General features: G+C 69.3%; 17 protein-coding genes. 7 read left to right on the plus strand and 10 right to left on the minus strand.

Going from position 1 to position 22,247, the window contains the following annotated elements; translation table 11 throughout:
• Window positions 1-866: 866 nt before the first annotated feature.
• Window positions 867-2,063, plus strand: coding sequence for an acyltransferase family protein (locus AOK08_RS15080; RefSeq protein ID WP_241826956.1), 1,197 nt, complete (start codon window positions 867-869; stop codon window positions 2,061-2,063).
• Between the two features lie 87 nt (window positions 2,064-2,150).
• Window positions 2,151-2,426 carry a hypothetical protein gene (locus AOK08_RS45740; RefSeq protein WP_157876681.1) on the plus strand — a complete coding sequence of 92 codons (276 nt, stop codon included), beginning with the start codon at window positions 2,151-2,153 and terminating at the stop codon, window positions 2,424-2,426.
• 948 nt (window positions 2,427-3,374) lie between these two features.
• Here AOK08_RS45740 and AOK08_RS48700 read toward each other — a convergent pair.
• From AOK08_RS48700 to AOK08_RS48415, 4 genes are all read right to left on the minus strand, one after another.
• A complete protein-coding gene (locus AOK08_RS48700; protein ID WP_338400137.1) occupies window positions 3,375-4,007 on the minus strand; it encodes a hypothetical protein in 633 nt (210 codons plus the stop codon).
• A 52-nt stretch (window positions 4,008-4,059) separates the two neighbouring features.
• Window positions 4,060-5,088 carry a hypothetical protein gene (locus AOK08_RS15090; protein ID WP_055526074.1) on the minus strand — a complete coding sequence of 343 codons (1,029 nt, stop codon included), beginning with the start codon at window positions 5,086-5,088 and terminating at the stop codon, window positions 4,060-4,062.
• A gap of 32 nt (window positions 5,089-5,120) precedes the next feature.
• Window positions 5,121-7,058: a DNA/RNA non-specific endonuclease gene (locus AOK08_RS15095; RefSeq protein ID WP_055526075.1), complete on the minus strand. Its 1,938-nt coding sequence runs from the start codon at window positions 7,056-7,058 to the stop codon at window positions 5,121-5,123.
• A 79-nt stretch (window positions 7,059-7,137) separates the two neighbouring features.
• Window positions 7,138-10,524, minus strand: coding sequence for an ALF repeat-containing protein (locus tag AOK08_RS48415; protein WP_198539271.1), 3,387 nt, complete (start codon window positions 10,522-10,524; stop codon window positions 7,138-7,140).
• Between the two features lie 526 nt (window positions 10,525-11,050).
• Here AOK08_RS48415 and AOK08_RS15105 point away from each other — a divergent pair.
• From AOK08_RS15105 to AOK08_RS15115, 3 genes are all read left to right on the plus strand, one after another.
• The gene (locus tag AOK08_RS15105; RefSeq protein ID WP_479683323.1) at window positions 11,051-11,566 is read left to right on the plus strand and encodes a hypothetical protein; all 516 of its coding nucleotides are present in this window, start codon (window positions 11,051-11,053) and stop codon (window positions 11,564-11,566) included.
• Between the two features lie 195 nt (window positions 11,567-11,761).
• Window positions 11,762-13,945 (plus strand): S1 family peptidase, encoded by a 2,184-nt coding sequence (locus tag AOK08_RS15110; RefSeq protein ID WP_055526076.1) that lies wholly within the window; start codon window positions 11,762-11,764, stop codon window positions 13,943-13,945.
• A gap of 362 nt (window positions 13,946-14,307) precedes the next feature.
• Window positions 14,308-14,907: a hypothetical protein gene (locus AOK08_RS15115; RefSeq protein WP_157876682.1), complete on the plus strand. Its 600-nt coding sequence runs from the start codon at window positions 14,308-14,310 to the stop codon at window positions 14,905-14,907.
• A 204-nt stretch (window positions 14,908-15,111) separates the two neighbouring features.
• On the opposite strand, the gene AOK08_RS15120 is transcribed toward AOK08_RS15115, so the two are convergent.
• From AOK08_RS15120 to AOK08_RS15130, 3 genes are all read right to left on the minus strand, one after another.
• Entirely contained in the window at window positions 15,112-15,513 is a 402-nt protein-coding gene (locus AOK08_RS15120) for a DNA-binding protein (RefSeq protein WP_055526078.1), read from the minus strand.
• Complete coding sequence (locus AOK08_RS15125) at window positions 15,510-15,758, minus strand: type II toxin-antitoxin system CcdA family antitoxin (RefSeq protein WP_055526079.1); 249 nt, start codon at window positions 15,756-15,758, stop codon at window positions 15,510-15,512. The genes AOK08_RS15120 and AOK08_RS15125 overlap by 4 nt, the downstream gene beginning before the upstream one ends.
• Before the next feature lie 127 nt (window positions 15,759-15,885).
• A complete protein-coding gene (locus AOK08_RS15130) occupies window positions 15,886-16,197 on the minus strand; it encodes a hypothetical protein (protein WP_055526096.1) in 312 nt (103 codons plus the stop codon).
• A gap of 264 nt (window positions 16,198-16,461) precedes the next feature.
• Between AOK08_RS15130 and AOK08_RS15135 the strand changes: the two genes are divergently transcribed.
• Window positions 16,462-16,695 (plus strand): hypothetical protein, encoded by a 234-nt coding sequence (locus AOK08_RS15135; RefSeq protein ID WP_055526080.1) that lies wholly within the window; start codon window positions 16,462-16,464, stop codon window positions 16,693-16,695.
• Here the strand turns inward: AOK08_RS15135 and AOK08_RS15140 are convergent.
• From AOK08_RS15140 to AOK08_RS15150, 3 genes are all read right to left on the minus strand, one after another.
• Complete coding sequence (locus AOK08_RS15140) at window positions 16,692-17,174, minus strand: hypothetical protein (protein WP_055526081.1); 483 nt, start codon at window positions 17,172-17,174, stop codon at window positions 16,692-16,694. The genes AOK08_RS15135 and AOK08_RS15140 overlap by 4 nt on opposite strands.
• Before the next feature lie 175 nt (window positions 17,175-17,349).
• The gene (locus tag AOK08_RS15145) at window positions 17,350-18,552 is read right to left on the minus strand and encodes an alpha/beta hydrolase (RefSeq protein ID WP_055526082.1); all 1,203 of its coding nucleotides are present in this window, start codon (window positions 18,550-18,552) and stop codon (window positions 17,350-17,352) included.
• 343 nt (window positions 18,553-18,895) lie between these two features.
• Window positions 18,896-19,405: an allene oxide cyclase barrel-like domain-containing protein gene (locus tag AOK08_RS15150; RefSeq protein ID WP_241826958.1), complete on the minus strand. Its 510-nt coding sequence runs from the start codon at window positions 19,403-19,405 to the stop codon at window positions 18,896-18,898.
• A gap of 397 nt (window positions 19,406-19,802) precedes the next feature.
• On the opposite strand from AOK08_RS15150, the gene AOK08_RS15155 reads away from it, so the two are divergent.
• Window positions 19,803-22,247: a helicase-associated domain-containing protein gene (locus tag AOK08_RS15155; protein ID WP_055526084.1), complete on the plus strand. Its 2,445-nt coding sequence runs from the start codon at window positions 19,803-19,805 to the stop codon at window positions 22,245-22,247.

Raw genomic sequence — 22,247 nt, forward strand, 5'->3', positions numbered from 1 at the left:
CCCCTGGACGCCCGCCCCGTGCCCGCTCACCCGTGCCCGTGATCGCCAGATCGTCCGATCGTCGAATGAGTTCAGAGTACAAGCCGTCTCCGACAGCAACTCAGCTCCTCGCGTCACAGATCCCCAACCCGGTTAACGTATGTGGTCACAGCACTAGCGGCGTTCCAAGGAATCGCCATGCTTGCACAACTCCCCCTTTCCCATTTGCCCCCATGGCGGCTTTCGCTACCTTCATATTTCACCTCGCCGTCGAGCAGGTGGATGAAGGTGCACAAGCCGACGGTTGCGCTTCTTGCTGTTCCCGTCGCATGATGCTTGGGGATGATCGCGGTAGGCAACCTTCAGTATCGGAACTGGAATGCTCGGCAGATGCTGATTGCGTACTCATTCACCTGGACAGGGCTCACGATCGGCACGTTTCCGCCCAGGAAGCTAATATCCGGCGCGATACCAGGCGACACTGTACATTTCGGTCACCTTCATGTGTTTCTTGGCGTTCGTCCTCGCGAATTGACCGCAGGTCACCCGCCCCAGAACGCTGGGATTAAGGCAACAGAAGGTCCGAAGGTAATTGGTCAACCCACAGTGATGCCCCGAGGCCGGCCGAGCGCAACACCAAGACCAGCAGAAGCCGGATGACTGGCTTGCGCATGAAGTGTTCGTGCGCGACCGCCATCTCTGCAGGGCGTTGCATGCTCTCCAGTTTCATCGACTCCGAGGGATACCCGGCGGATGATCGGCGTGCAGCTGAACATCGGCGAGAACAGCAGGTGATCACGAGTATGGAACCCCCGATCCGCATACCTCAGCCGCTGGAGGAGTCCCCCTCTACGCGGCCGCGGCCAGGACGACTTACCGCAACAGGCGTGTCAGCCGGTCTGTCACGGTTGGGGTGGCTGGATGCGCTACGCGGGCTCGCCGCACTCGTCGTGGTGTTCGACCATTCCTCGTACTCCTATATGTCGGAGTTCCGGCAGGAGTTGATGCCTCAGTTCAACACCAGCCGCTACGGCATCATGGTGTTCTTCCTGGTCAGCGGCTATATCATTCCCGCTTCCCTGGAACGCCGGGGCAGCGTCCGGACGTTCTGGATCGGACGACTGTTCCGCGTGTACCCACTGTGGGCGACTGCCGTCGCCGCACTCCTTGCCCTCGACATGCTGGGCTTCGCAGAGCGGCGTGAGTTCCACGGGCAGGGCGCCGCCGCGGTCGCCCTCGCCCATGTGACCATGCTCCAGGAGCTGTTGGGGACACCCAGTGTCCTACTCGTCCTGTGGACGCTCTCGTACGAGATGGCCTTCTACCTGCTCGTCGTCGCCCTCTTCACGGTCCGTCTGCATCAGCGGTCGGCGGCGATCGCCGTGACCCTGGCCGTGCTCGCCGCCGTGAGCGTAGCGGCGGGGGTCGCGCTACCGGTCTCCGCCGTCTCCGACATGTTTGGCAGGGGCCCGCTGATCGTGCTCGCTGCCGTCGTCATGGTCGTCGCCATCTGTTGTGCGTGCTCCACTTCACCCGCACTGCGCGTGTTCGGAGGCGTGTCGGGCGGGGCGCTGGCGCTCGTCCTGGCGCCGCTCAACGGCACCGTCCCCACGTGGGAGGGCCTGGTCATCCTGGCCGTGATGTTCCTCGGCACCGCCGTCTACCGGGCCGAGCACGGTCAGAGCACGTGGCGGCTCGCGGCCTGCGCGGCCGCCGTGGTACTGGTCTGTGCCGTGGGAAGCGCGTACTGGCACGGTGACGCATCAAACTTCACCCGGCGCGGCTGGATTACGGCGTTCCTGCTGGCCATGGTTACCTTCGGCATCGGGCTGGCGTTGCGCCGCCGACGGATATCGCGCTGGCTGGTCTGGCTGGGAACACTCAGTTACTCGGTCTACCTGGTGCACCCGGTGCTGCTGGCAGTGAGCGACCACATCTTCGGCCGGTGGCGGCACGACAGTCTCGGAGCCACAGTGGCCTTCTACGGCGTGCTGCTACCGGTGTGCGTGCTGACCTACCGATACGTCGAAGTGCCGTTCCAGAAATGGGGCCGGAAGCTGGCCCGTCGCGTGGAGCCGCAGTGACGAGCGCCCACGCCACGCACGCTCCAGATCCTGCCGGGTAGCTCGCCACGACCCATTGGATCGATTTAGCATCGATTTGCGCCGAAAATGGCCAGACTGCCCAAGTCGCTCGGTCCGGTGGAGCTGGAGGGATACGTCGTAGCCGAGCTGTGTGAGCCGGCCGACGAGTCGACGGGTCTGCCAAGACTTGTGGATGCGGTTGATGAAGTGGTCGGCTCCAAAGTCTTGGTGGGGGGTGCCTCGGGTGAGGATGTGCCAGACGGACACCAGGATCGAGTGTTCGACGGCAACGAAGGCTCACTTCTTGCCCCGGTGACCGACGAGCCGCCGGAAACCGGCTCATCGGCCACAGCGGCGACGTGACCATCCAGGTCGGCGATAAGCGGTATCCCCTTCGCGACCCGCCGACCTGCCTGGTCCTCGGCTCGCCCGCACCGGCGTGGCGTCCCCGAGAACAGGCCAGGCCGACCGGCCTGCCCGCACTCCCTTCACCGAATCACGTCCTCGCCAAGGAGCTGTGCGTCATGGCCAAGCAGCAGGCCGGCCCCGTATTCACCCTGACCTTTCTGATGCAGCGCCAGTCGCCTGAGCACGGGCGTGACGTCGCACCATTCGACGCTGGACGTCGAAGACCAGGTCAGGAGGGTTGCCGAACGCGTCGCCGGACCTTGATTTCCGGGGCTGACCTGCGCTGACGCGTCCGGCGGGCGAAGTGGCCGTGGAAGGGTGCAGGGGGCCCGTCGAGGGGACCCGCGGGACCTGGTCCACCTCACAGGCGGGCGCCGGGCCTGGCGCGGTGCGAGGGTGTTGGCTACGCGTGGTCGGGCGCGTGGTTGGCGGGCACGGTGTCCTCGGTTTCCTCGGCATGCAGGCCGGATCGGCGGTCGACCGGCCGCGGCGGGGGCGTGAAGCTCCTGCCGGCTCCCGGCACGCAGGGCACGGGACCAGTGCGACGTGAGGGTGGGACGGGTCGGCCGGGCAGGTGTAGAGCTGCAGTTTGTTGCCGCCTGCGATGTCGATCAGAGTGAAGTTGCCGCCCGGGGCGCCCAGGGGAGGCGGGGCCGGGTTCACCGGGTACTCCTCGGCGATCCAGGACTTGCTGATGGCGTCCCATTCCGAGGACGCGATGGTGAGAAGCGGGACCGTCTCGATGCCGCACTCGACGCAGGGGCGGTCGTCGGGGTCGGTGACGTCCCAGCTGGTCCACCCGCCGGTCTTCCAGCAAGGCGGTGGAAAGGTTGCCCAGGTACAGCTCGCCCAGATCGTTCGAGTACGGGCTGTACCGCGCGGGGTCGATCGTCTCCCGGCAGCTCACGTCGCCCAACTGGTCCCGGACCTCGTCCTCCAGATCCCTGAGGTTGGGGAATTCGGTGACAGGCTCCGGGGAGAACAGGCAGGGCTCCGGGAGGTAGTAGTCGAGTTGACGATCGGCGGCTCGGGCGGTGCGTCGAGGACGTCGGTGACAGTGGCGGAGGAGCGCCAGAAGATCGCAGTCCTGGAGGCGGCGTGTTCCGCGTGGTCGAAGGGGCACCACAGGACCTGGAGGAGGTCCGCGTCGGGCGGGCACAGGAAGGGGCTGTCGCGGGCGTAGAGCTGGGCGACGGGGAGGAGGGGGATCGGGCTGTCGAACCACGGGCGGCCCGCGTTGATCCGTTCCAGGGTCTCCTGTTCCTCAGGGGTCCACTGGGCCGACTTGGGGTCGAGGCGCAGCCGCTCGGCGGATGCGGCGCGGATGCGGCGGTGGAGCCGGACGTCGTCCGGTGAGAGGACCACCGGTGCCGTGTGACTGTTGTGCGGCTCGTCGCAGTACGGCCACGGTTCGTCGGCGGGCCACAGGAGCGTCCCACCGACGGAACTGTCGTGCACGGTTGGCGACCCGGGGCGTGGGTGCAGCCGGGTCGCCGTGCGCGCCAGCAGGGCCAGCTGAGGGAAGACCACGGTCACGTCGAGTGGCCGCGGCGGGTCGTGAACTCATGTCGGCTCTCGGTGGGCCGGCCTACTGGACCAGTTCGATGTGTGGATGGTTCGGGGATGCCGGGCAGACGTGGAGCTGCAGGTCGTAGCCGCCGGCGATGTCGATGAGGGTGAAGTCCGCGCGCGGGGTCGAGTTCGCCCGTTCCTCATCGGGCATCCAGCTCCCACTGCCGGAGTCCCATTCCGAGGACGCGATGGTGAGAAGCGGGGTCGTCTCGGTGCCGCATTCGGGGCAGGGGCGGGGCATGGGGTCGGTGAGGCCCCAGCGGGTCCAGCCGCCGGTCTTCCACCCGGGAGCGTGGCACAGGTTGCGGAAGTAGAACTCCTGCGGGTCCATCGCGCCGGTGCTGTCCCACGCGAATCCGGCTGTCTCCCACCGGCTCACGTCGCCCAACTGCTGCTGCAGTTCCTTGCCCAGCTCCATGGGGCTGGGGTAGTCGGTGACCTGTTCCGGAGCGAGCAGGCACGGTTCCGGGAGGTACCAGTCGAACTGGACCACGGGCGGCTCGGGCGGGGCATCGACGACGTCGGTGACGGAGGCGGAGGAACGCCAGACGAGGGCGGTTCGGGGGTGTGCGAACTCCGAGTGGTCACAAGGGCACCACAGGACCTGGAGAAGGTCGGTTCCGGGAGGGCTGCCAGGGAGAGGGACGTCGCGGGTGTGGAGCTGGGCCACGGGAATCATGGGGATTGGGCCGTCGAACCACGGATGGCCCTCGCTGAGCCGCTGCTCGATCTCCAGTTCCTCGGGCGTGGTCGCGGGTGCCTGGGGGTCACGGAGCCGTCGTTCGGCCGCTGCCGCGCGGATACGACGCAGGAGCCGAATCTCGTCCGGAGAGTGCATCTCGCTTGTCGCGTCTCTGTCGTGCGGCTCTTCGCAGTGGGGCCACGGCTCGTCGGCGGGCCACAGGAGGGGGCCGCCGACGGAGCTGTCGTGCACGGTCGGCGACCCCGGCCGCGGGTGCAGCCGGGTCGCCGTGCGCGCCAGTGGGGCCAGCTGAGGGAAGAGCGCGGTCACGTCGAACGGCCGCGGCGGGGTGGTGAAAGTCATACCGGCTCCCGATGGCGCGAACTGAACTGTGATCAGTTACCGAGGTTGTACAGCCCGGTGTTCTTCAGGGTGTTGGTGACGAATACGTTGGGGAACAGCTCCTCGGTCGTTCCGTCCGCCCGTTCGATATTAGCGTTCATGGTGACTCCCACCGGGATCGTGCTAGTGGCATCGTTGTAGACGGGCGTCACCTGGTAGAAGATCGCGTCGTCCGGTCCGAAGGCGGCGATGGAGCCTTTGATCCTCTTCTGTGCCATCGCCTCGTAGGTTCGCATGCTGGGCGTGCCGGTGTTCATCCCCGCCTGCCAGCACGGGACGAGATTGACCTGTATCCCCCTTCCGCCGGTGATGTTCGGAATCAGGTGACACCGGGCCAGCCCGTTGGTGAGCGAGTTGTCCGCCCTGAATTTCTGCGCGTCCTGCCAGCCCGGGATGTCTCCCTGTGCGGAGGTGCCCTCGGGGGCCGACCTCTCCAGGCATGCCTGTGCCTGGGTCGGCCTCTCTCCGGGCGGGCCGGCCGGGGTGGTCGTCTTGTTGACGTGGGGGACCGCTTCGGTGGTGTTCAGGATCCACCCGGCGCCGCTGGGAAGCGCGTTGATCGGTGTGGTGTCCAGGCAGCGGGCGTGCGGGCCGGTGTCCGGCAGAGTGAACTTCAACTCGAACCTGTCTGCGTCGATCACCCGCTGGTCCTTGAAACCGTCGGCGAGCTGTGTGTCGGCGAACTGCTTCTCGGCGGGCGTGACATGGGCCTGCACGCAGGGTGACGCGGGGTCGACCTCACGGGCGTCGTTCAGGATGTACGTGTCCCACTCCCCGTTGCCGAGGTTGGGGATCACCTCGACGCACCGGTTGCCGGCGGCACCGCCCTCCTTCGCCTCGCCGAAGGGGAAGTCGCCGCAACTGTCCGCGTCGACGAGTTCCGGCTGCGCCTCGAAGCCCCCGCACGTGCTGGCGGTGCGGCCGGCCACGCCGCTGGTCGACCGGGTCAGGGGGCTGCCCTTCTTGCCCCAGGCGCCGTTGAGGTTGTTCTGCGCCCAGCCGTAGGCGGCCACGGCGCCGCCCGCGTCCGCGCTCGTCGCCTTCATCGGAACGACAGCCATGACGGAAGGGACGGCACAACCCGCCACCGAGGTGCCGCCGACCGCGTTGTCACACCTGATCCGACGCGGGTTCTTCCACGACGCGTTCGGGTCGGTCGCCGTCGCGCCCGGGGACGTCACGTACATCGCGTAGGACGTCAGGAAGGAGGCGGAGGAGCCCGCCGTCTGCGCCGAGGAGAAGGTGACGTTGCCGGTGAGGGTCTGGTTGAGGGTGATGGCGCCGCCGAACCAGGGGGCGGTCTTGGTGGCCGTGCATCCGTCGTCGCACGAGGCGCGGAACTTGGCGTTCAGGGTTTTGACGTCGCCGGTGGCCAGGGTCATGGTGACGGAGACCCGCTCGTTCCAGGTCGTGGCCGTCGGTGAGAGGTCACCGCCGGTGGAGACCACCAGGACGCCGCGTCCGATCTCCAGGCCCCTGCTGTCGCGGAGGATGTAGGTGACGTTGATGCCGGTCACGCAGTACGAGAAGCGCTCGTAGCTGTAGTTGCCGGGGCTGGTGATGTCGCAGCTTCCCGCGGCGGCGGCTGCTGCCGCGGAGGCGGCAGGAGCGGCGCCGGCGGCGCGGGCCTTCGCCTTCGCGGGGGCGGGGGTGACCGTCACACAGGACTCGACGGCACCAGCGCGGCGCTCCTTGGAGCCCGGCGCGGTGGCGGTGCAGTCCTCACCGGAGCCGGCCGCGAACCTGCTGGTTTCGGTGGTCTCCGCGCTCGCCGCGGACTTGGTGGTGGACGAGGCCTTCGCCGTCGTGGGCGGCTCGGCCGCCCGGCTCGTCGCGGCTGTCGTGATGACGAGGGTCAGGGCGGTGAGGACGGTCAGGACCGTCGAGCGGGCGCGTCTCCTTGTGGCGCGCCCGCCACGTATTCCATGCATGGAGGCAGGAACTTTCCGTAGGGGGAGGGGGCAGGGGCGGCGCCTGGTCGCGCCGCCCCGGAAGAGAGAACGGGCGGGATCAGGACGCCAGGGTCCAGATGTCGCTGAGGCCCTTCGTGATGCCGGAGACCAGGTCCTCGCCGGTGTCTGTGATCTTGCTGACGACGGGCTTGACGATGGAGCCGCCGAGCGCCTTGTCTGCGGCGCCGACCCACTTGTAGGCGCCGAAGGAGACCAGGCTCAGGCCGGTGCCGGCGGCGGACTCCCAGAAGGCGCCGCTGGTGAAGCCGTGCTCGATACCCGTGAAGAGGGTGCCGAGGGCGCCCGCGCCCGCGGAGACGCTGGCGAAGAAGCCTGCCGCGGCGAGGGCCGGCGGGAAGACAATTGCTGCGAGGGCGCAGCCGGCCGCCAGGAACCCGGCGCCGATGCTGATCACGTTGGCGGCGTCCGCGTAGAACTGGGCGTCGTTCCACCACTCGTCGGCGTCACCGGCCGCGGTGCCGTTCGGGTTGACCTGGTTGTTCTTGTCGTTGTCGGCCGGGTCCCGCCCATTGATGCGGTCGTCCACGGCCTTGCGCGCGAGCTCCTTGGCCTTCGCGATCTCCTCGGCCCGCTTCTTGTCGGCGGCGATCTGCTTGGCCTGGGCGTACGCGGTGGCGGCGGCCTTCGCGTCGGCGGAGGCGGCGAGCTCGGCGGCGCGGGCCGCGGCGGCGGAGCGCTGGGCCTGGGCGGAAGAGGCGAGGGCCGCACGCGCCGAGTCGACGGCCTTGTTGGCCGAGTAGTTGGCGGAGCGGGCGGCGCCGCGGGCGGTGTTGGCGGCGTTCTTCGCCTTGGTGGCGGAGGCCTGGGCGGCGGCGGCCGACTTGTCGGCGGCGTCGGCGTTGTCCCGCGCCTGCTGGGCGTAGTCCTTGGCCTTGGCGGCGGAGTCGAGCGCCTTCTGCGCCCACTTCTGGGCCTCGGCGGCGGCGTTGCGCGCGTCGGCGGCGGCCTTGGAGGCGAGGGCCGCGTCCTCCTGAGCCTTTTCCGCGATCTTGGCGGCAGCGGCGATGGCTCCGCGGACGGCGGCGACGTGGGTGGCGGTGTCGAAGTCGAGCTGGGCCGTGCGGTACTGGATCACGGTGATGAAGTGGCGCAGCATCCACGCCGGTCCTTCGAGCGCGACCTCCGCGTAGGCCTTGGTGAAGGCGCCCGCGGTGTTGATCAACTCGACGGCCCGGACCCGGTCGTCCTCGTTGACGGCCAGCGGGTAGTCATGGTCGAAGAATCGGTTGAGGGAGTCGGTGGTGTTCTCGTCGAGCGCCTTGTTACCGGCGTCCCTGACTGCCTTGCCGGTGTTGTCGTCGCCGAGGATCTTGCTGATGGCGACGCGCAGGTCCTCGTCCGAGGCACGCTTCATGCCGCCGGTCAGGAAGTCGCCGACGGCCTTGGAGCTGGTGCTCTCCAGCGCGGCCGCGGCGGCCGCGGCGACCTTCGGACCGCCGACCGTCGCGACGTGGAGGGTGGTCTCGCGGTCGTCCTGCGTCTGGGCGAGGACCCGGTCGAGGTCGATCCAGGACCAGACGTCGTCGTCGGAGCCGGCGAGGGCGTGCTGGGCGGCCTGCCGGGTGTTGGCCCCGCGTGCGTCCATCAGGGCGACCGCGGCCTGCCTGCCCAGGGTCGCGGCGACCGACATGTCGCCGGAGTTCAGGGCCTCTTCCGCCTTGGAGATGAGGTCCTTGGTCGCTTGGGTGGTGCGCTCCTGCATCTGCCGCTTCTCGCGGACGTCGGCGAGCTCGGCCTGCTCGATGGCGGCGAGCTGCCGGGCCTCCTCGATGGCCTGCTGCTTGTCCTGCTCCAGGGTCTGCGCCTCGGCGGTGCGGGCGTTCTTCTCCACCTTGATGGCGTCGCTGACGGCCTGGGTGGCGATGTTGGCGGCCTTCACGGCCTCCCCGGCGTGGGCGGTCGACCTGTTGGCGTAGTCGACGGCCTGACCCGCGTGCCTCACGGCCTCCTCGGCGGCGTCCGCTGCCTTGTCGGCGTGGTCGGCGGCGGAGTTGGCGGCGTCGCGGGCGGTGCGGGCCGCCTTGGCGGCGGCGCTCGCCAGTGCCTGGGCGGCGGAGGCGGCGTTGGTGGCGCGGTTGGCGGCGCTGGTGGCGATGGCGGCCTGGCGCTTGGCCTCGTTGGCCTCCGCCTGGGCCGCACCGGCGGAGACGGCGGCCTGGGCCGCGGCGGTCGCGGCGGCGGCGCTGTTGCGGGCGGCGGAGGCGGCTGCCAGGCCGGCGGCCGAGGCCGCGTCGCCGGCGAGGGCCGCCTTGCCGGCAGCGGCGGCGGCGCTGCGGGCCTTGGCGGCGGCGTTGCGGGCGGCCACCGCGGCGTCCTTGGCGCCCTTCGCCTTGCCGGCGTCCTTGGACGCGGCGATCGCGGCGTTGTAGGCGCGGGCGGCGGCGTTGCCGGCCTTCGCTGCGGCCTGGGCGGCGCCCACGGCGGCCCAGGAGGCGCGGCGGGAGGCATTCACGGCGGCGTTGGAGGCGTTGACGGCGTTGCGGGCGGCGTCGGCCGCGGCCTTCGCCGCGCTCGCGGCCTTGCGGGCCGCGGCCCCTGACTTCTGCACGTCGCTCTGGGCGGCGGCGGCCTCGGCGGCGGCCTTCTCGGCGGCCTCCTTGGCCTTGGTGGCGGCGGTCTCGGCGCGGGCCCCGGCCTCGACGGCCAGGTTCGTCTCGCGCTCGGCGCGCTTGCCCTCGCGCTCGACGAGGGCCACCAGCTCCTCGATGGTCGCCGACTCCTGGTCGCGGGCGCGCGCGATGTGCTGACCGGTCTCCATGAACCAGTCGACGTCGTTCGCGGTGCCGCTGAGCGCGCGGTCCGCGTACTTCCGCACCTCCGGGCCACCGGTCGTCAGCATGGCGTTGACCTGGACCCGGGTGTCCTCCAGCCGCGCGTCGTACTGCTCGTCGGCGAGGAAGGCGATGAGGGCCTGCTCGGTGCCGGCGTTGAGGGCGGCGTTGGCCTTGCGCACCACGGCCCTGTCGCCGGTGGACGCGACGATGTTGGTGGCGACTTGGAGATCCTCCCGAATGGCGGCGGAGAAGCCCGTCGAGAGGAAACCGGCTATCGCCGCGTCGCCGTTGTCCAGGGCGGCGACGGCCTCGCGGCGCAGGCCCTTGCCCGCGCGGTCCAGACTGCGGACGATCGCGACCCGGTTGTCCTGCACGATCTGCTGCGGCAGCGTCTGGGCGAGAAAGGTCTGGATCTCGGTGTCGGTCCCGTAGAGAGCCTTGGTCGCGGCGGCTTTGACACCCCTGCCGCCGGTCAGCCACGCCCGGACGGCCTTGGCGCGCTCGGTGTCCGGCAGCGGCACCGGGCCGGCGCCCGCGGTCTCGGCGGCCACGGCGGTGGTCGGCCACAGGATGGAAGGGGTGGCGGCGACAGCGGGCGCCGCCGCGAGCGCTCCGAGGACGCGGCGTCTGCTCCAGAAAGCTGTCTGCATACGGAACTTGCCCTTCTACGAGTAATGCGGTGACGTGTCGGATTTCGCGTCGTGATGGACGACGGGTCCGTGGATCGACGTTCGCACAAGTCGAGAACACTATCAACGCTATATAAATCTTGCGGCAGTTGGGCATACCGAGACCCGAACAGTGCACTTGAATATGGCGATTTGCCGGGTCAGCACATTTTCCGCGCAATCGTGACGCCAGCTCATAAAGCCTAATCGCGGCGTGACACAGGTCACGGATGGTTTGCTTTCAATGTTCAGATATGGGCAGTTCACGGCGCTGGACGCGGGAGTGTCGCTGTGCTGGGATGCCAGGGCCGATGACGATCACCGGGGTTCGAAAAATGCGTCGCGGGGGCGCACCACTGGTGCGCAAAGGGGGAGGCTTTCATTCCGCATGTGCGCATTCCCTGTTCGCGACCGGTTTCGCGGCCGGTGGTCCCCAAGTCCGGGCGGTGGCCACGAAATTAGGGGCACAATGAAGGAAATCAACGCCAACGTCGGAAAGCCGCGGAGAATGCGGTTCGCGATACGGGTACTCGGCGCCGCCGCTGTCGGCGCGCTGGCCTGGATCGCGGTGCTCGGCGGCGCGCAGGGCGGAGGCTCAGGCACCGCGGTGACCGCCGACACCGCCGCGCTGACCGCTGGGGACACCCCCGGCTATGCCGTGGAGGACTTCAACTACCCCCAGGCCGACAAGATCCTGGCGGAGAAGAACATCGTCCTGAAGCGAGGCGACGGCCACATCACGCTCGCCGACTGCGTGACAGGAACGGGGCAGTTGGAGCTCCTGGCCCGCGACAGGGGCGCCAAGATCTGCTTCAACACCGTTGGCAACGAGGGCTGGCTGACTCTGGAGATCCCTGCCGTCTTCTCGTTCAGGGGCAATGACTACTCCACCACGGTCGACATGACCGTCGGCACCGAGGAGAAGTCCTACGAGATCAACAAGAACACCTGGACGCCGGTGGGCGAGTCCGCAGACCCGCAGGGCCGCGACCACATGCTCGTGGAGATCCGGATCACCAAGTAACCAGGGTTCCGGAACTCCCTGGTCGGCCCCGGTCCACCTCCAGCGAAAAACCCTGGATCCCAACTCTGGCGAAAACAGCACCTCCCGGTGCCCGCCAAGGTGCCTGGACGCCGGTCGGAGAGTCCACTGATCCACAGGCCCGCGAATTCGTCCTCGTCGAGATCCGTACGAGCAAGTAACCGGAGACCTCACTTCATGCGCACAACCCCCAGGCGGAGAACCGTCTTTGCGGCCCTGGTCACCGCGGCCGCGATCGGCGCTCCCGCCGTGCCCGCCCACGCTGTCATCGGACCCGCCGAGACGGACAACACGCGTGGCTTCACCGCCCGCCTCGATATCGGGAACCGCACCAAGGCGTGCAGCGCGGCATTGATCGATCCGGAGTGGCTGATCACCGCCGCCAGTTGCTTCGCAGAGAACCCGGCCGCGAGTCTGACCGTGCCCGCCGGCAAGCCCGCGCTCAGGACCACCGCCACCATCGGCCGCACCGACCTCACCACCACCAACGGTCAGGTGCGGGATGTCGTGGAGCTTGTTCCCCACGCCGACCGCGACCTTGTTCTCGCGAGGCTCGCCAGGCCGGTCGCCAACGTCACGCCGGTCGCTCTCAGTGCTACCGCACCCGTGGCAGGGGAGGAGCTACGGGTCGCTGGATACGGCCGTACCAAGGACGAGTGGGCCCCTCTCAAGCTGCACACCGGGGCCTTCACGGTGAACACTGTGGAAGCCGCCCAGGTCGGCATCACCGGCAAGGACGGTGCTGCCGTCTGCATGGGTGACAGCGGTGGGCCCGCGCTACGTGAATCGGGTGGGAAGACCGAGCTTGTCGCGGTCAACAGCCGCTCTGCTCAGGGTGGTTGCTTCGGTATCGACGCGGCCGTTACCAGCACGGCCGCAATCGACACCCGTGTCGACGACATACGCGCCTGGGTCACCGCCAAGGTAAGTGCTCCCCGCTTCACCGACTTCAACTGCGACGGCGCCGAGGACATCGCCGTGGGAGACCCGAAGGCGACCGTCGGCGGCGACGTCAACGCGGGCCTCGTGCGGGTGGTCTACGGCGGCGGCAAGGGCAGTGCGGAGTTCACACAGGACCTTGACTCCGTGCCCGACAGCGCCGAGGCAGGCGACTGGTTCGGCGAGCAGCTCGCGGTGTTCGATCACAACGAGGACGGCTGCACCGACCTGGTCGTCGGCGTCCCGTCCGAGGACGTCGGCACCGCCGCCGACGCCGGCACGGTGACTGTGCTGTACGGCGCGCCCGGCGGCCTGACCAAGGGCCAAGCGGCCCTTGCCCTTCAGCAGGGCACCGGCACGGGCGCCGTCAAGTCGTCCGTGTCGGAGGCGGGCGACCGGATGGGCCACGCCCTCGCCGCCGGAAATACCGCCACTGGTGAGCCGTATCTCCTGATCGGTGTGCCGGGCGAGGACACCGGCAGCAACGTAGACGCGGGCGGTACCTTCTACCTGCGCGGCAGTGTCAATGTCGCGTTGGGTCAGGACAGCCCGGGCGTGCCGGGAGTGGCAGAGAAGGGCGACCGGTTCGGCACCTCGGTCAGCGGCTCTCCCAACCACATCGTGATCGGTTCCCCACAGGAGACCGTCGGCACCGACGCCGCCTCCGGCAGCGTCACCGTCTTCAAGCACCAATTGAGCTCGGACGGCATCCCGGCCCCCATAGCGGGCATCGACCAGGACACCGCCGGCATCAGCGGTTCGGCGGAGGCCGACGACGAGTTCGGCGCGTCGCTCTCAGCGGTCGCCTACCGCCCCTCCGGCGCCGCGGCCGCGACGGACTCAATCATCGCCGTGGGCTCCCCAGGCGAAGGCATCTCGGTGAACGGCGCCAACCTGGCCGACGTCGGACGGGTGGTCACGCTCCGGGTGACCGCGGCCGGAGCAGTCAGTGAGCTCGCCGACATCGGGCAGGGTGTCGTTGACGTTGCGGACGACATCGAGGCAGGTGACCGCTTCGGTGCGAGGGTGTCCGCCGTGAACACCGCGCCGAACGCGGTCAGCACCGCCGCCGGCCTGCGGCTGGCGGTCGGCGTACCGGGTGAGGCCATCGGTACCGTGAAGAGCGCGGGCGCTGTGCAGACCTTCTCACTCCTCGGCGCGCCGGGCGACTCCGATTCCTGGCTCGCAGCGGGCAACGGCCTGCCGGGTGCCGCGGGCGCGAACCAGTTCGTCGGCAACGCCATCCACACCACCGGCACCCGGCTCTACATCGGTATGCCCAATGGCCCGGCCACCCACGGCGCCGTGCATGCGCTCGCATGGGCGGCGAGCGTTGGCACGACGGGTGCGGTCACCACCTACCAGCCCGGCCAGAACGGCCTGCCCGACGCAGGACAGGCATTCGGCACGGCCATCCGTTAACCGCTTTTGCTCCTCCGCTGTCTCACCGGGTCACGTCCACGGACGTGACCCGGTTCGTTTGGGAGACTCGGCTACTGTGCCTGAGCCATCGGCCGGTGCGCTCTTCCCGACTGACTCAGCATCATGTGGCGAAGCGAAGGCTTGGTTGCAGTTCTGGTTGCATTCGCCTCCGTCCGAAACCTCCACCGCCACCCGTTCCACTGCAGATCAGGACGCCTCCGAGCGTCCCCGAACCCCCGGACGAACATTTGGAAAGCGTGTTGGGGGCAACCCCTCACGAGTTCGAATCTCGCATCCTCCGCAGCGCGCACGCCGGGACAGCCCAGGCCTTGTTTTCCGCCGATCTGAGCGGCGGTCAGCTGATGACCTACGAGTCCGGCGACAAGGCGACGCACCTGTACAGCCGCTCGCTGGTCACGGAAGGGACCCTGGCGGCGGGTCCACGTACCGACCGGGGGCGCATCCCGATGTGCGGGGGCGGGAACGGGGAGTGTCCCCAGCTCATGGGCACAGGTGACGGGCGGGCGGTCTACCGGACCTCGGACGGGACGCTGTACGTCCTGGACCGGGGTGAGTCGCTCCCCGGCACCGTGTTCGCCTCCGGACTCGATGACACCCAAGGTCTCGTCGACGCAGCCGGCCGGTACGCGAGCTGGACCGGGCCCACATCTGCGGGACGCGGCTTGGTGGTCACGGATCTGGACACGCGCAAGGTCGTGCTCACCCGCACGGGCTCGCTCCTCGGCAGACCCATCGCCCTGTGGGGGAAGACACTGTGGACATGGTCCGGCGGCACCGCGACGGCCGTGGAGGTGGGCTCGGGCGACGCCATCACGTCGTTCCGGGTGGGCGGCGATTGCAGTGTCGCGGGCTTCCAGGCAGGATATTTCACCAAGCAGGAAAGGCGCACGCTCCGCCTATTGGACGACTGGCGCAGCCTGCGGGGAGCCACCCCCGTCTGATGGGATACGTCACGACGACTACCGGCCGCCAGGACCCACACGATGATGTGGCCGGGCGTTGCGCCGTGAGGACCTTCTGCACCGAACGCAGTCATGCCCCCACAGCCGTCGATGCCTGATTCCCCCATCGCCAGTCGGCCTGCGGCGACTCTGGTCTCGGCGGATCCATCCGGATCTGTCCATGGCCCCGGGACGATGTCGCGGTCATAGCCCGATCATCCGGACCTTGCTACCGCACAGCCGGGTCAGGTCATCGACATCCGACGTGAGGACGGCGACCGGGCCAGGCTGACGCAAGGCCGCTTCCGCGACGGTGGCGTGGATCGCGTACTTGTGTCCGTGCAGACCGGCGCCCTTGAGGAGTTGGGCCGCCGCCTTGGCCGCTGTCTCCGTGATCGGCTCCACCTTGACCCGGGAGAGCGCCCATTGCAGTCGGGGCAGGTTCACCCTGGCGTGGCTCACCTCCACGATGGTGTTGGCGCTGACGACGAGGTCCGCTCCCATGTCGTGGAACACCTGGAACATCGCCAGAGTTTTCCGGTCCTGCGCCACCCAGGCCGACAGCCCCTCGCTGTCCAGGACGACGGTCTCGATGTGCCCGCTCACGCGGCGCTCGCGCCGCCGGCGCCCGACGTCGTACCGAAGATCCGCGCCCGCGCCTCGGCCAGCTCTTCCTCACTGAAGGCCCCGTGCTCGTCTGTGTGGCTGCGCAGGTCGGCCCCCAGGAGCTGGTGCCGGATCTGCCTGGCGACCGCTTCGGCCACGTAGCCGGAGATGTTGTCCGTGATCTTCTTCAGCTCCGCCACCTGCTCGGCGGGGAGCGTCACGGTGATGCGTGTGGTGTCAGCCATAGCCGCAAGCATACTGCGGTATGCGTGCTACGTGCTGTCCGTTCCCGCCGTCGGTCCGGTCAGCGGCAGGCGGGGCGACTGTCCGTTCGAGCAGGGGCTCAGCCGGCCAGTTGCACGACGCGCCGGTTCAGCGTGCCCAGTAGCGGTATGCCTCGATCCATTGCCAGCCCTCGGGAGCGGGCTCAGGCAGCGGCAGGTCCAGAATTCCGATGTCCTGTCGGAACGAACCCCGGACGCAGCATGCGACCACGCGCCCGTCCTCGACCAGATCGACACCGACCACGCTCACCTCGACGCCGAGAACAGCCGTGGTGAAGGGCACGGCAAGGCTCTCCTCAATCATCGTGAAGAAGCCGGTGAGCTGCTCCTCCTCGCCGTAGGCGTCGACGGTGGCCTCTTCGATCAACGCCTCCAGTGCGGCCGGGTCCCAGGTGCTCATGGCCTCACCGTAGCGCTGCGCCGTACGGTCGCGGGCCGGTGCGTTCAGCAGAGGGGTATCCGTCGTGGCACGGTCGCCGGCAGTCAAGCCGAGGCTCGCGGTTGCCGACGTGTGACGTTGCCCGGTGGGGTTCGGTAGTGAGCGGCCCAGGGGAGGGCCCGGCAGGCGACAGGGCGGAAGAGAGTGGCACGAGTCGTCGCACGAGAGCCGAGTACGGGCGCGAGGAGCGCACCGCCGCTGGCCCGGCAGGAAACCTCCGCCTTCGTGAGGGAGCTGCTCAACGCCGGCTGGGCGGCGGTGTTCCTGCCCGGTGAGCCCGCCCGCCTCGGGTGGCTGCTGCTGTGGAAGCCGACCGGAGCAGCAACCGGAGACAGTATGGCGCCCACCGGCCTTGAGACCGAGGCGGTGGAGCTGGTCCTTCCGCACGGCCGCTCGGTCAGGCGGCGCAGGGTCGAGGGCTACGCCCCGAGCCAGCCATCAAAGACTCCGTCGAGCTAGGACCACCGCTTGATGATCTTTGCTGGACATTCCGGGGCCGCCCACACCTGGATACGGATCCTCTCCATGGTCTCGGGGCTCTCGTCGGAGTCGACGTCGGCCTGAGCCGCCCGAGCCAAGTTGCTCCGCGACACGCGGACGCGGTTCCAGCCTGCCGGGACCTCGAACGTCATCGCCTCGGGGGCGTAGTCCGTGCAGCCCAGAACCATCAGGCGGCCCAACGACACATGCAGGCCGGCCTCAACGACGTGATCGAATTCCGGGCTGTCATCACTCGGCTCCTGCGGCAGGACGACAACGGTGACGGATACGTTGACATTGACCGCCGTGCCGATGCCCAGCGCATCCGTTGCGACCGCGAGGTGATCGGCAACGGCCTGGGCAGTCCACGCGTCGCTCAGATCACCGTCCGAATCCGCATCGGATACGTGTATCTGAAAGTAGTCGGCGAAGAGGGTGAGCTCTGTCGTTGTCGTCATGGCGGCACAGTGCCATGAGGCACTGACAGCCGGAGATGTGGCTCGTTCGCGTCTCGGTGAGCGTTTGAGCGGGTGTCAGGCATGGTCACGCGCTACGCGGAGTCGGTCGGTCTCGCGCCGGGGTCCGGTGGTGGCCGGACCCGGCTCGTCTGCGTGTGAGCTGGGGACCGGGGTGTTACTCCACTTCGGTCAGCACGTTGTCCGCGTCCATGACCCAGCTTCCGCGCTCGACGCCGAACACCTTCTTGCCTTCGAGCCATTTCAACGACATCTGCTGCAGCGTCTTGTTGGGCTTTCGTTCCCAGACCGGGTTGTGGTCCCAGCCCTCGACACGGAACATCAGCTTGTCGGCGCCCGGGATCTTCTTGTAGAGCTTCGGAACGGAGAAGTGCAGCACCGGCCCCAGCTCCTCCGGGGTGTTGGCCGTTGTGTCCTGGTCTCCGTAGACGATGCACACCGGCACGGCGTTGCCGAGCGTGGAGTTGTGCGGCACGGTGCTCTCGTTCCAGCCCCACCAGTAGGAGTTGCGCCACCGCATGACGCCTTCGGGTGTCCCCGCGATCGTCCCGCCCCACTTCTGGCCGACGCTGTCGCTCTCCATGATGGACTTCCACACCTGGTCGGCCAGCGCCTTGTCGCTGATGGCGGCTTGGATTCCAGCCTTGCTGGTCAGGTTCATCGGGAAGCCGAAGACCGCGGCCGGCTTGGACTCGGGCTGCGTGGGCAGGGGCGTTCCGGGAGGCGCGGCGAAGGGTGCGGCGGGGTTCGTCGACCACCGGCCGTTCGGGGGGAAGATGGGCGCGAGAAGGAACAGGCTCTCCACGTCCCCGGGATTCTGCAGCGCGTACGGGCCCATCACGAACGCTGCCGCGGACCAGCCGACGAAAGAGACCTTCTGGTTGTTGCAGCGCCCCCTGATGAACTTGACGACGGTGCCGAGCTCGCCCCATTCGCTCATGGAGTTGCCCAGTTGGTGCGGGTAGGGCGGGGTCGGGGTGCAGCTCCCCGTACCGGGATTGGTCTCCAGGAGGGACCGCTGGGCCGGGTTGGCGTTGCACGGGTCGTCCATCTTCGGGCGAGGGGAGCGCCCGGATCCCTGGAGGTCCATGACGTACACGTCGTAGCCCTTGCTCGCCAGGGCCTGCGCCCAGCTGTAGCTGGTGTCCGGGTGCGGGGAGCCACCCGGCGGAGGGAGCACGAGGTCGAAGCCCGGGAGGGCGGGAACGCTTCTGCCGTGGAGCATGAGGACCGGCTTGTGGGTGCCGCCGGATCCGGAGTCGACGTACTCCCGTACGAATAGTTTGACCGTGTCGCCGACGTTCGCCGGGATGGTCGAGGTGTGGTCGACCTGGTGGTCGGTGGGGGTCAGCTGCGGCATGGTTGCCTCCGGTGGTGTTCGCCCTGAGGAACGGTCGGTTCCGGGCGTGGCCAGCGTCTCCGCCGCCCCGGGCGGTGCGGGGAGCCGGGACGGCGGGTCGCGCGGACGGTGACTGATCGGGTGGCCGCTGCTCCTCCGATCGGTGGGCGCGCCCTGGCGGGTGCGCCGGCGACTACGCCCCAGATGCCTGGGAGCCCGTCCGGGAGTGGGGCGCGTATGACGTGTGCTGCGCGGCGAGGTCACGTCCGGGATCGGGCTGCTGACAGGTGCGGCACGCGAAAGAGCCCCCGCCGGACTTCACCTCGCAGGGGCAGGGCGGGGGCAGGGGCAGTCAGTCAGTCAGTCAGTCGAGGTCGACGGTGAAGCGCCTGGTGCCCGGGGCGATCGTTTCGGCGTGGACGGAGCCGCGAGCCCGGTCGTATGTGCCGGTGCCGCCGGTGATCGCGTTGTCGAACGCGGGGGGAGGGCCCGGGACGAGGTTGCCGAAGACCATCCCCTGCACGGCGAGCTGGCCGCCCGGGAGGGTGTAGGTCACGACGCACATCTCCGCGCCGCCGTTCTCGACCCGGGTGGTGTCGCAGGTGCCGCCGGTTTCGCCGACCTGGTTGTTGTTCTCGTCGAAGAGGGTCGAGCGGAAGACGGTCCGATCGCCCTGGGCGGCGGGGATGCCGCCGGGGTTGACGGGGAAGCGCGACTGCTGTGCGAGCCGGCCGATGAGGGTGATGACCCTGTCTTTGTCCTTGCCCTTGGCGTGGGCGGGATCGGTGTCGGTCGCGGTGGCGACAGGGGCGCAGGCGAGAAGGGTGACCAGCGCGGTGGCCGTGCCGAGACAGGTTGCTCTGATGGGTCGCATCAAGTGGCTCCTGAGGTTGACGCTCATGGATCTTCCGATGGTCCGGTGACGCGTTCATATGCATAACCTCAGCGCTGTCACGCTCCGCCCGACCATCGGAAGATCCGACCGATCGGACGAGCCCAGGACCAGGGATCTCGCTCGCCGAACGGCGGCCCCGTCCGCCTCAGAACCGTCGAGCGCCCGCAGGCTCCGGCTTCGTATGTCATCCCCTGCCATCCCCTGCCATCCCCTGCCATCCGCCGCCATCCGCTGTTATCAGCTGATAACAGCGGTTATCAGCTTTCCTCCGCCGGCATCCGCGGATCTTGGAACTGCGCCATGCTTGGCCTTGGCGCCGAAGCGGTTCGGCCCGACGCTGATGTCTGATGTTGCCTGTCTGTCGAGGTGCGCCCTTATGAAGTCCCGATCGACGCTTGCGACTTGGCTGAGTGGACTCGACGGCCCCCGCCTCGCACGCGTACTCGCCCTGCGGAAGGACGCGGCCTCCTCGCCGGAACCGCGTTCGTTGGGGGAACTGGCGGACCGTCTCCAGCGTCCGGGGTCCGTGGCGCTCGCCCTGCCGCACCTCACGCTGCCGTGCCTGCAGGCCGCCGAGGCGCTGGCTGCCCTGGGAGCACGGGCGACCCGGGACAGCCTCGCGGAGTTGCTCGGCTCGACGTCCCCCGCGGCGCCGCACGCGCTGGACGCGACCCTGGAGGCGCTGGCGGATCGGGCACTCGTGTGGCACGACGGCGACGGGGCCCTCCGTATGCCCACGCCCTTGCGGCAGGCGTGGAGCACGCCCCTGGGACTTGACGCCCCGCTGGAGGACCTGCTGGCCGGCACGACCTCGGAGGAACTGCGCGCCATGCTGGCGGTACTGGGGGTCAAGCCACCCGGCACCAAGCAGCAGCGGCTCGCGGCTCTGGTGGAGCATCACAGTGACGCGGAACGGGTCGCCGCGTTGGTGGCGGGGGCACCGGCGGCCACCAGGAAGCTGCTCGATCAGAGCGCCAGGTCCGCGCCGCCGCGTCAGTCACTGTTCGTGGCGTTCGGGGCCCCCTCTGGCCTTGACCACCGGCCAGGCGCCCGGTGGGCACTCGACCGGGGGCTTCTGGTCCAGGACCGGCATCAGTACGGATCCGTCCGGATGCCGGTCGAGGTGGCCCTGGCTCTGCGGGGCCCCGATTGGCGCGCTCCGTACGAGCCTGTACCGCCCGCCGTGCGGTTGGTGCCCATCACCTCCTCGGAGGTGGAGCGGGAGGCCGCATGGGCCGCCACCGAGTTCGCGGCCCATGCCGCCTCCGTCCTCTCGGTGTGCGCGACCGCTCCACCGGCCCGGCTGAAGTCGGGCGGGATCGGCGCGCGTGAACTGGCCCGGCTCGCCAAGGCCGCCCAGGCCCACGACGCCGTCGTACGCCTCGTCCTGGAGACCGCGTACGCCGCCGGGCTGCTGGCCCGCGACGGCGATCGCGTGCCTCCCACCGAGGCGTACGACGCCTGGTCCGAGCAGGAGCCCGCGGAACAGCTGGCCGTACTGCTCCGGGCCTGGCGGGACCTGCCGCTCACCCCCACCCGGTCGCGCGACGATGACGGCAAAGCACTTCCCGCGCTCGCCGGCGCGCCTGGCTGCGGCGGCTGTCTGCAGGCCCGCCACGGGCTGCTGGCCGCGGCGGCGGGGCTTCCGGCGGGGCAGGGGGTGAGGGTCGCCGCGGAGCTGGGGCCGCTCATGGCCTGGCACCGTCCGCTCGCCGACGACGACGCCTCGCCCCAGGACACGGCTCCGTTCGGCGCCGTGATCCGCGAAGGTGAACTGCTGGGCGTGCTGGCACGGGGTGCGCTGTCCCCGCTCGGTGCGGACCTGGCGGCCCACGCCGACGAAGAACTCGACAGCACGGCCCGGCGGCTGCTGCCCCCCGCGACCACGACGGCCCGGATCGGCGCCGACCTCACCGCCGTCGTCACCGGTACCCCGTCCGGGCGACTGGCGGCGCTGCTGGATTCGATGGCCGACCGGGAGACCAGTGGCACGGCGTCGGTATGGCGTTTCAGTGCCCGCAGTGTCCGCCGGGCCCTGGACGCCGGCCGCACCGCGGACGACATCACGGCCGACCTGGCTGTCCTGGCCGACGTCTCCGCCGCGGCCCTGCCGCAGCCGCTGACCTATCTCGTCGCCGACACCGCACGAGGTCACGGGCGGGTACGCATCGCCCCCGCGGCCTGTGTCGTCCACGGCGACGAGCCCGCGCTCCTGGCCGAACTCGCCGCCCACCGCGCCCTGTCCGGGCTCGCGCTGCGGCAGCTCGCCCCGACGGTCCTGGTCAGCGGCAAACCACCCGCGGCGACTCTCACCGCGCTCCGTGCCGCGGGCTACGCCCCGGTCGCCGAGACCGCCGGGGGAACGGTACGCGTCGAGAAGCCCGTGCCGCATCGGGCCGCCGCCGTCCCCGCCCCGCGAAGGCACGTCGGGCAGCGCGGTCCCCGGACCACCGCCGCCCACGCCTCGGACCTGCCCGCCGACTCCGGGACGGACGTCCTGGCCGACCGGCTGCTCAAGGCGCCGCCGATCGCACCGGAACCCGACCCCTTCGGCAGCGGGGTGCCTTTCGCGACGGACACCGAGGAGATCGTCGCCGGATACGCGAAGCACCTGTCGTACAGCGATGTCCGCCAGGTCGCCCATGCCGTCGACACGGGTTCGGCCATCACGATCGAGTACGTCGCCGCCTCGGGCAACCGGACCGTACGCACCCTCAGCGACCTGGAACTCGACCCGCCCTACCTCGACGCCTGGTGTCACCTGCGCGACGATGAACGCGTCTTCACCCTCTCCCGCATCCATGGCGTGATGCCCGCGTAG

The sequence above is a fragment of the Streptomyces graminilatus genome (genome assembly GCF_001418565.1).
Lineage (GTDB): Bacteria > Actinomycetota > Actinomycetes > Streptomycetales > Streptomycetaceae > Streptomyces > Streptomyces graminilatus.

What these genes read in the sequence shown, in the direction of transcription:
- AOK08_RS45740 (WP_157876681.1), top strand. Translation starts at nt 2,151, where the DNA reads ATGGCCAGACTGCCCAAGTCGCTCGGTCCGGTGGAGCTGGAGGGATAC.
- AOK08_RS15090 (WP_055526074.1), bottom strand. Translation starts at nt 5,088, where the DNA reads ATGACTTTCACCACCCCGCCGCGGCCGTTCGACGTGACCGCGCTCTTC.
- AOK08_RS15095 (WP_055526075.1), bottom strand. Translation starts at nt 7,058, where the DNA reads ATGCATGGAATACGTGGCGGGCGCGCCACAAGGAGACGCGCCCGCTCG.
- AOK08_RS48415 (WP_198539271.1), bottom strand. Translation starts at nt 10,524, where the DNA reads ATGCAGACAGCTTTCTGGAGCAGACGCCGCGTCCTCGGAGCGCTCGCG.
- AOK08_RS15105 (WP_479683323.1), top strand. Translation starts at nt 11,051, where the DNA reads ATGCGGTTCGCGATACGGGTACTCGGCGCCGCCGCTGTCGGCGCGCTG.
- AOK08_RS15110 (WP_055526076.1), top strand. Translation starts at nt 11,762, where the DNA reads ATGCGCACAACCCCCAGGCGGAGAACCGTCTTTGCGGCCCTGGTCACC.
- AOK08_RS15115 (WP_157876682.1), top strand. Translation starts at nt 14,308, where the DNA reads ATGACCTACGAGTCCGGCGACAAGGCGACGCACCTGTACAGCCGCTCG.
- AOK08_RS15125 (WP_055526079.1), bottom strand. Translation starts at nt 15,758, where the DNA reads ATGGCTGACACCACACGCATCACCGTGACGCTCCCCGCCGAGCAGGTG.
- AOK08_RS15130 (WP_055526096.1), bottom strand. Translation starts at nt 16,197, where the DNA reads ATGAGCACCTGGGACCCGGCCGCACTGGAGGCGTTGATCGAAGAGGCC.
- AOK08_RS15140 (WP_055526081.1), bottom strand. Translation starts at nt 17,174, where the DNA reads ATGACGACAACGACAGAGCTCACCCTCTTCGCCGACTACTTTCAGATA.
- AOK08_RS15145 (WP_055526082.1), bottom strand. Translation starts at nt 18,552, where the DNA reads ATGCCGCAGCTGACCCCCACCGACCACCAGGTCGACCACACCTCGACC.
- AOK08_RS15150 (WP_241826958.1), bottom strand. Translation starts at nt 19,405, where the DNA reads ATGCGACCCATCAGAGCAACCTGTCTCGGCACGGCCACCGCGCTGGTC.
- AOK08_RS15155 (WP_055526084.1), top strand. Translation starts at nt 19,803, where the DNA reads ATGAAGTCCCGATCGACGCTTGCGACTTGGCTGAGTGGACTCGACGGC.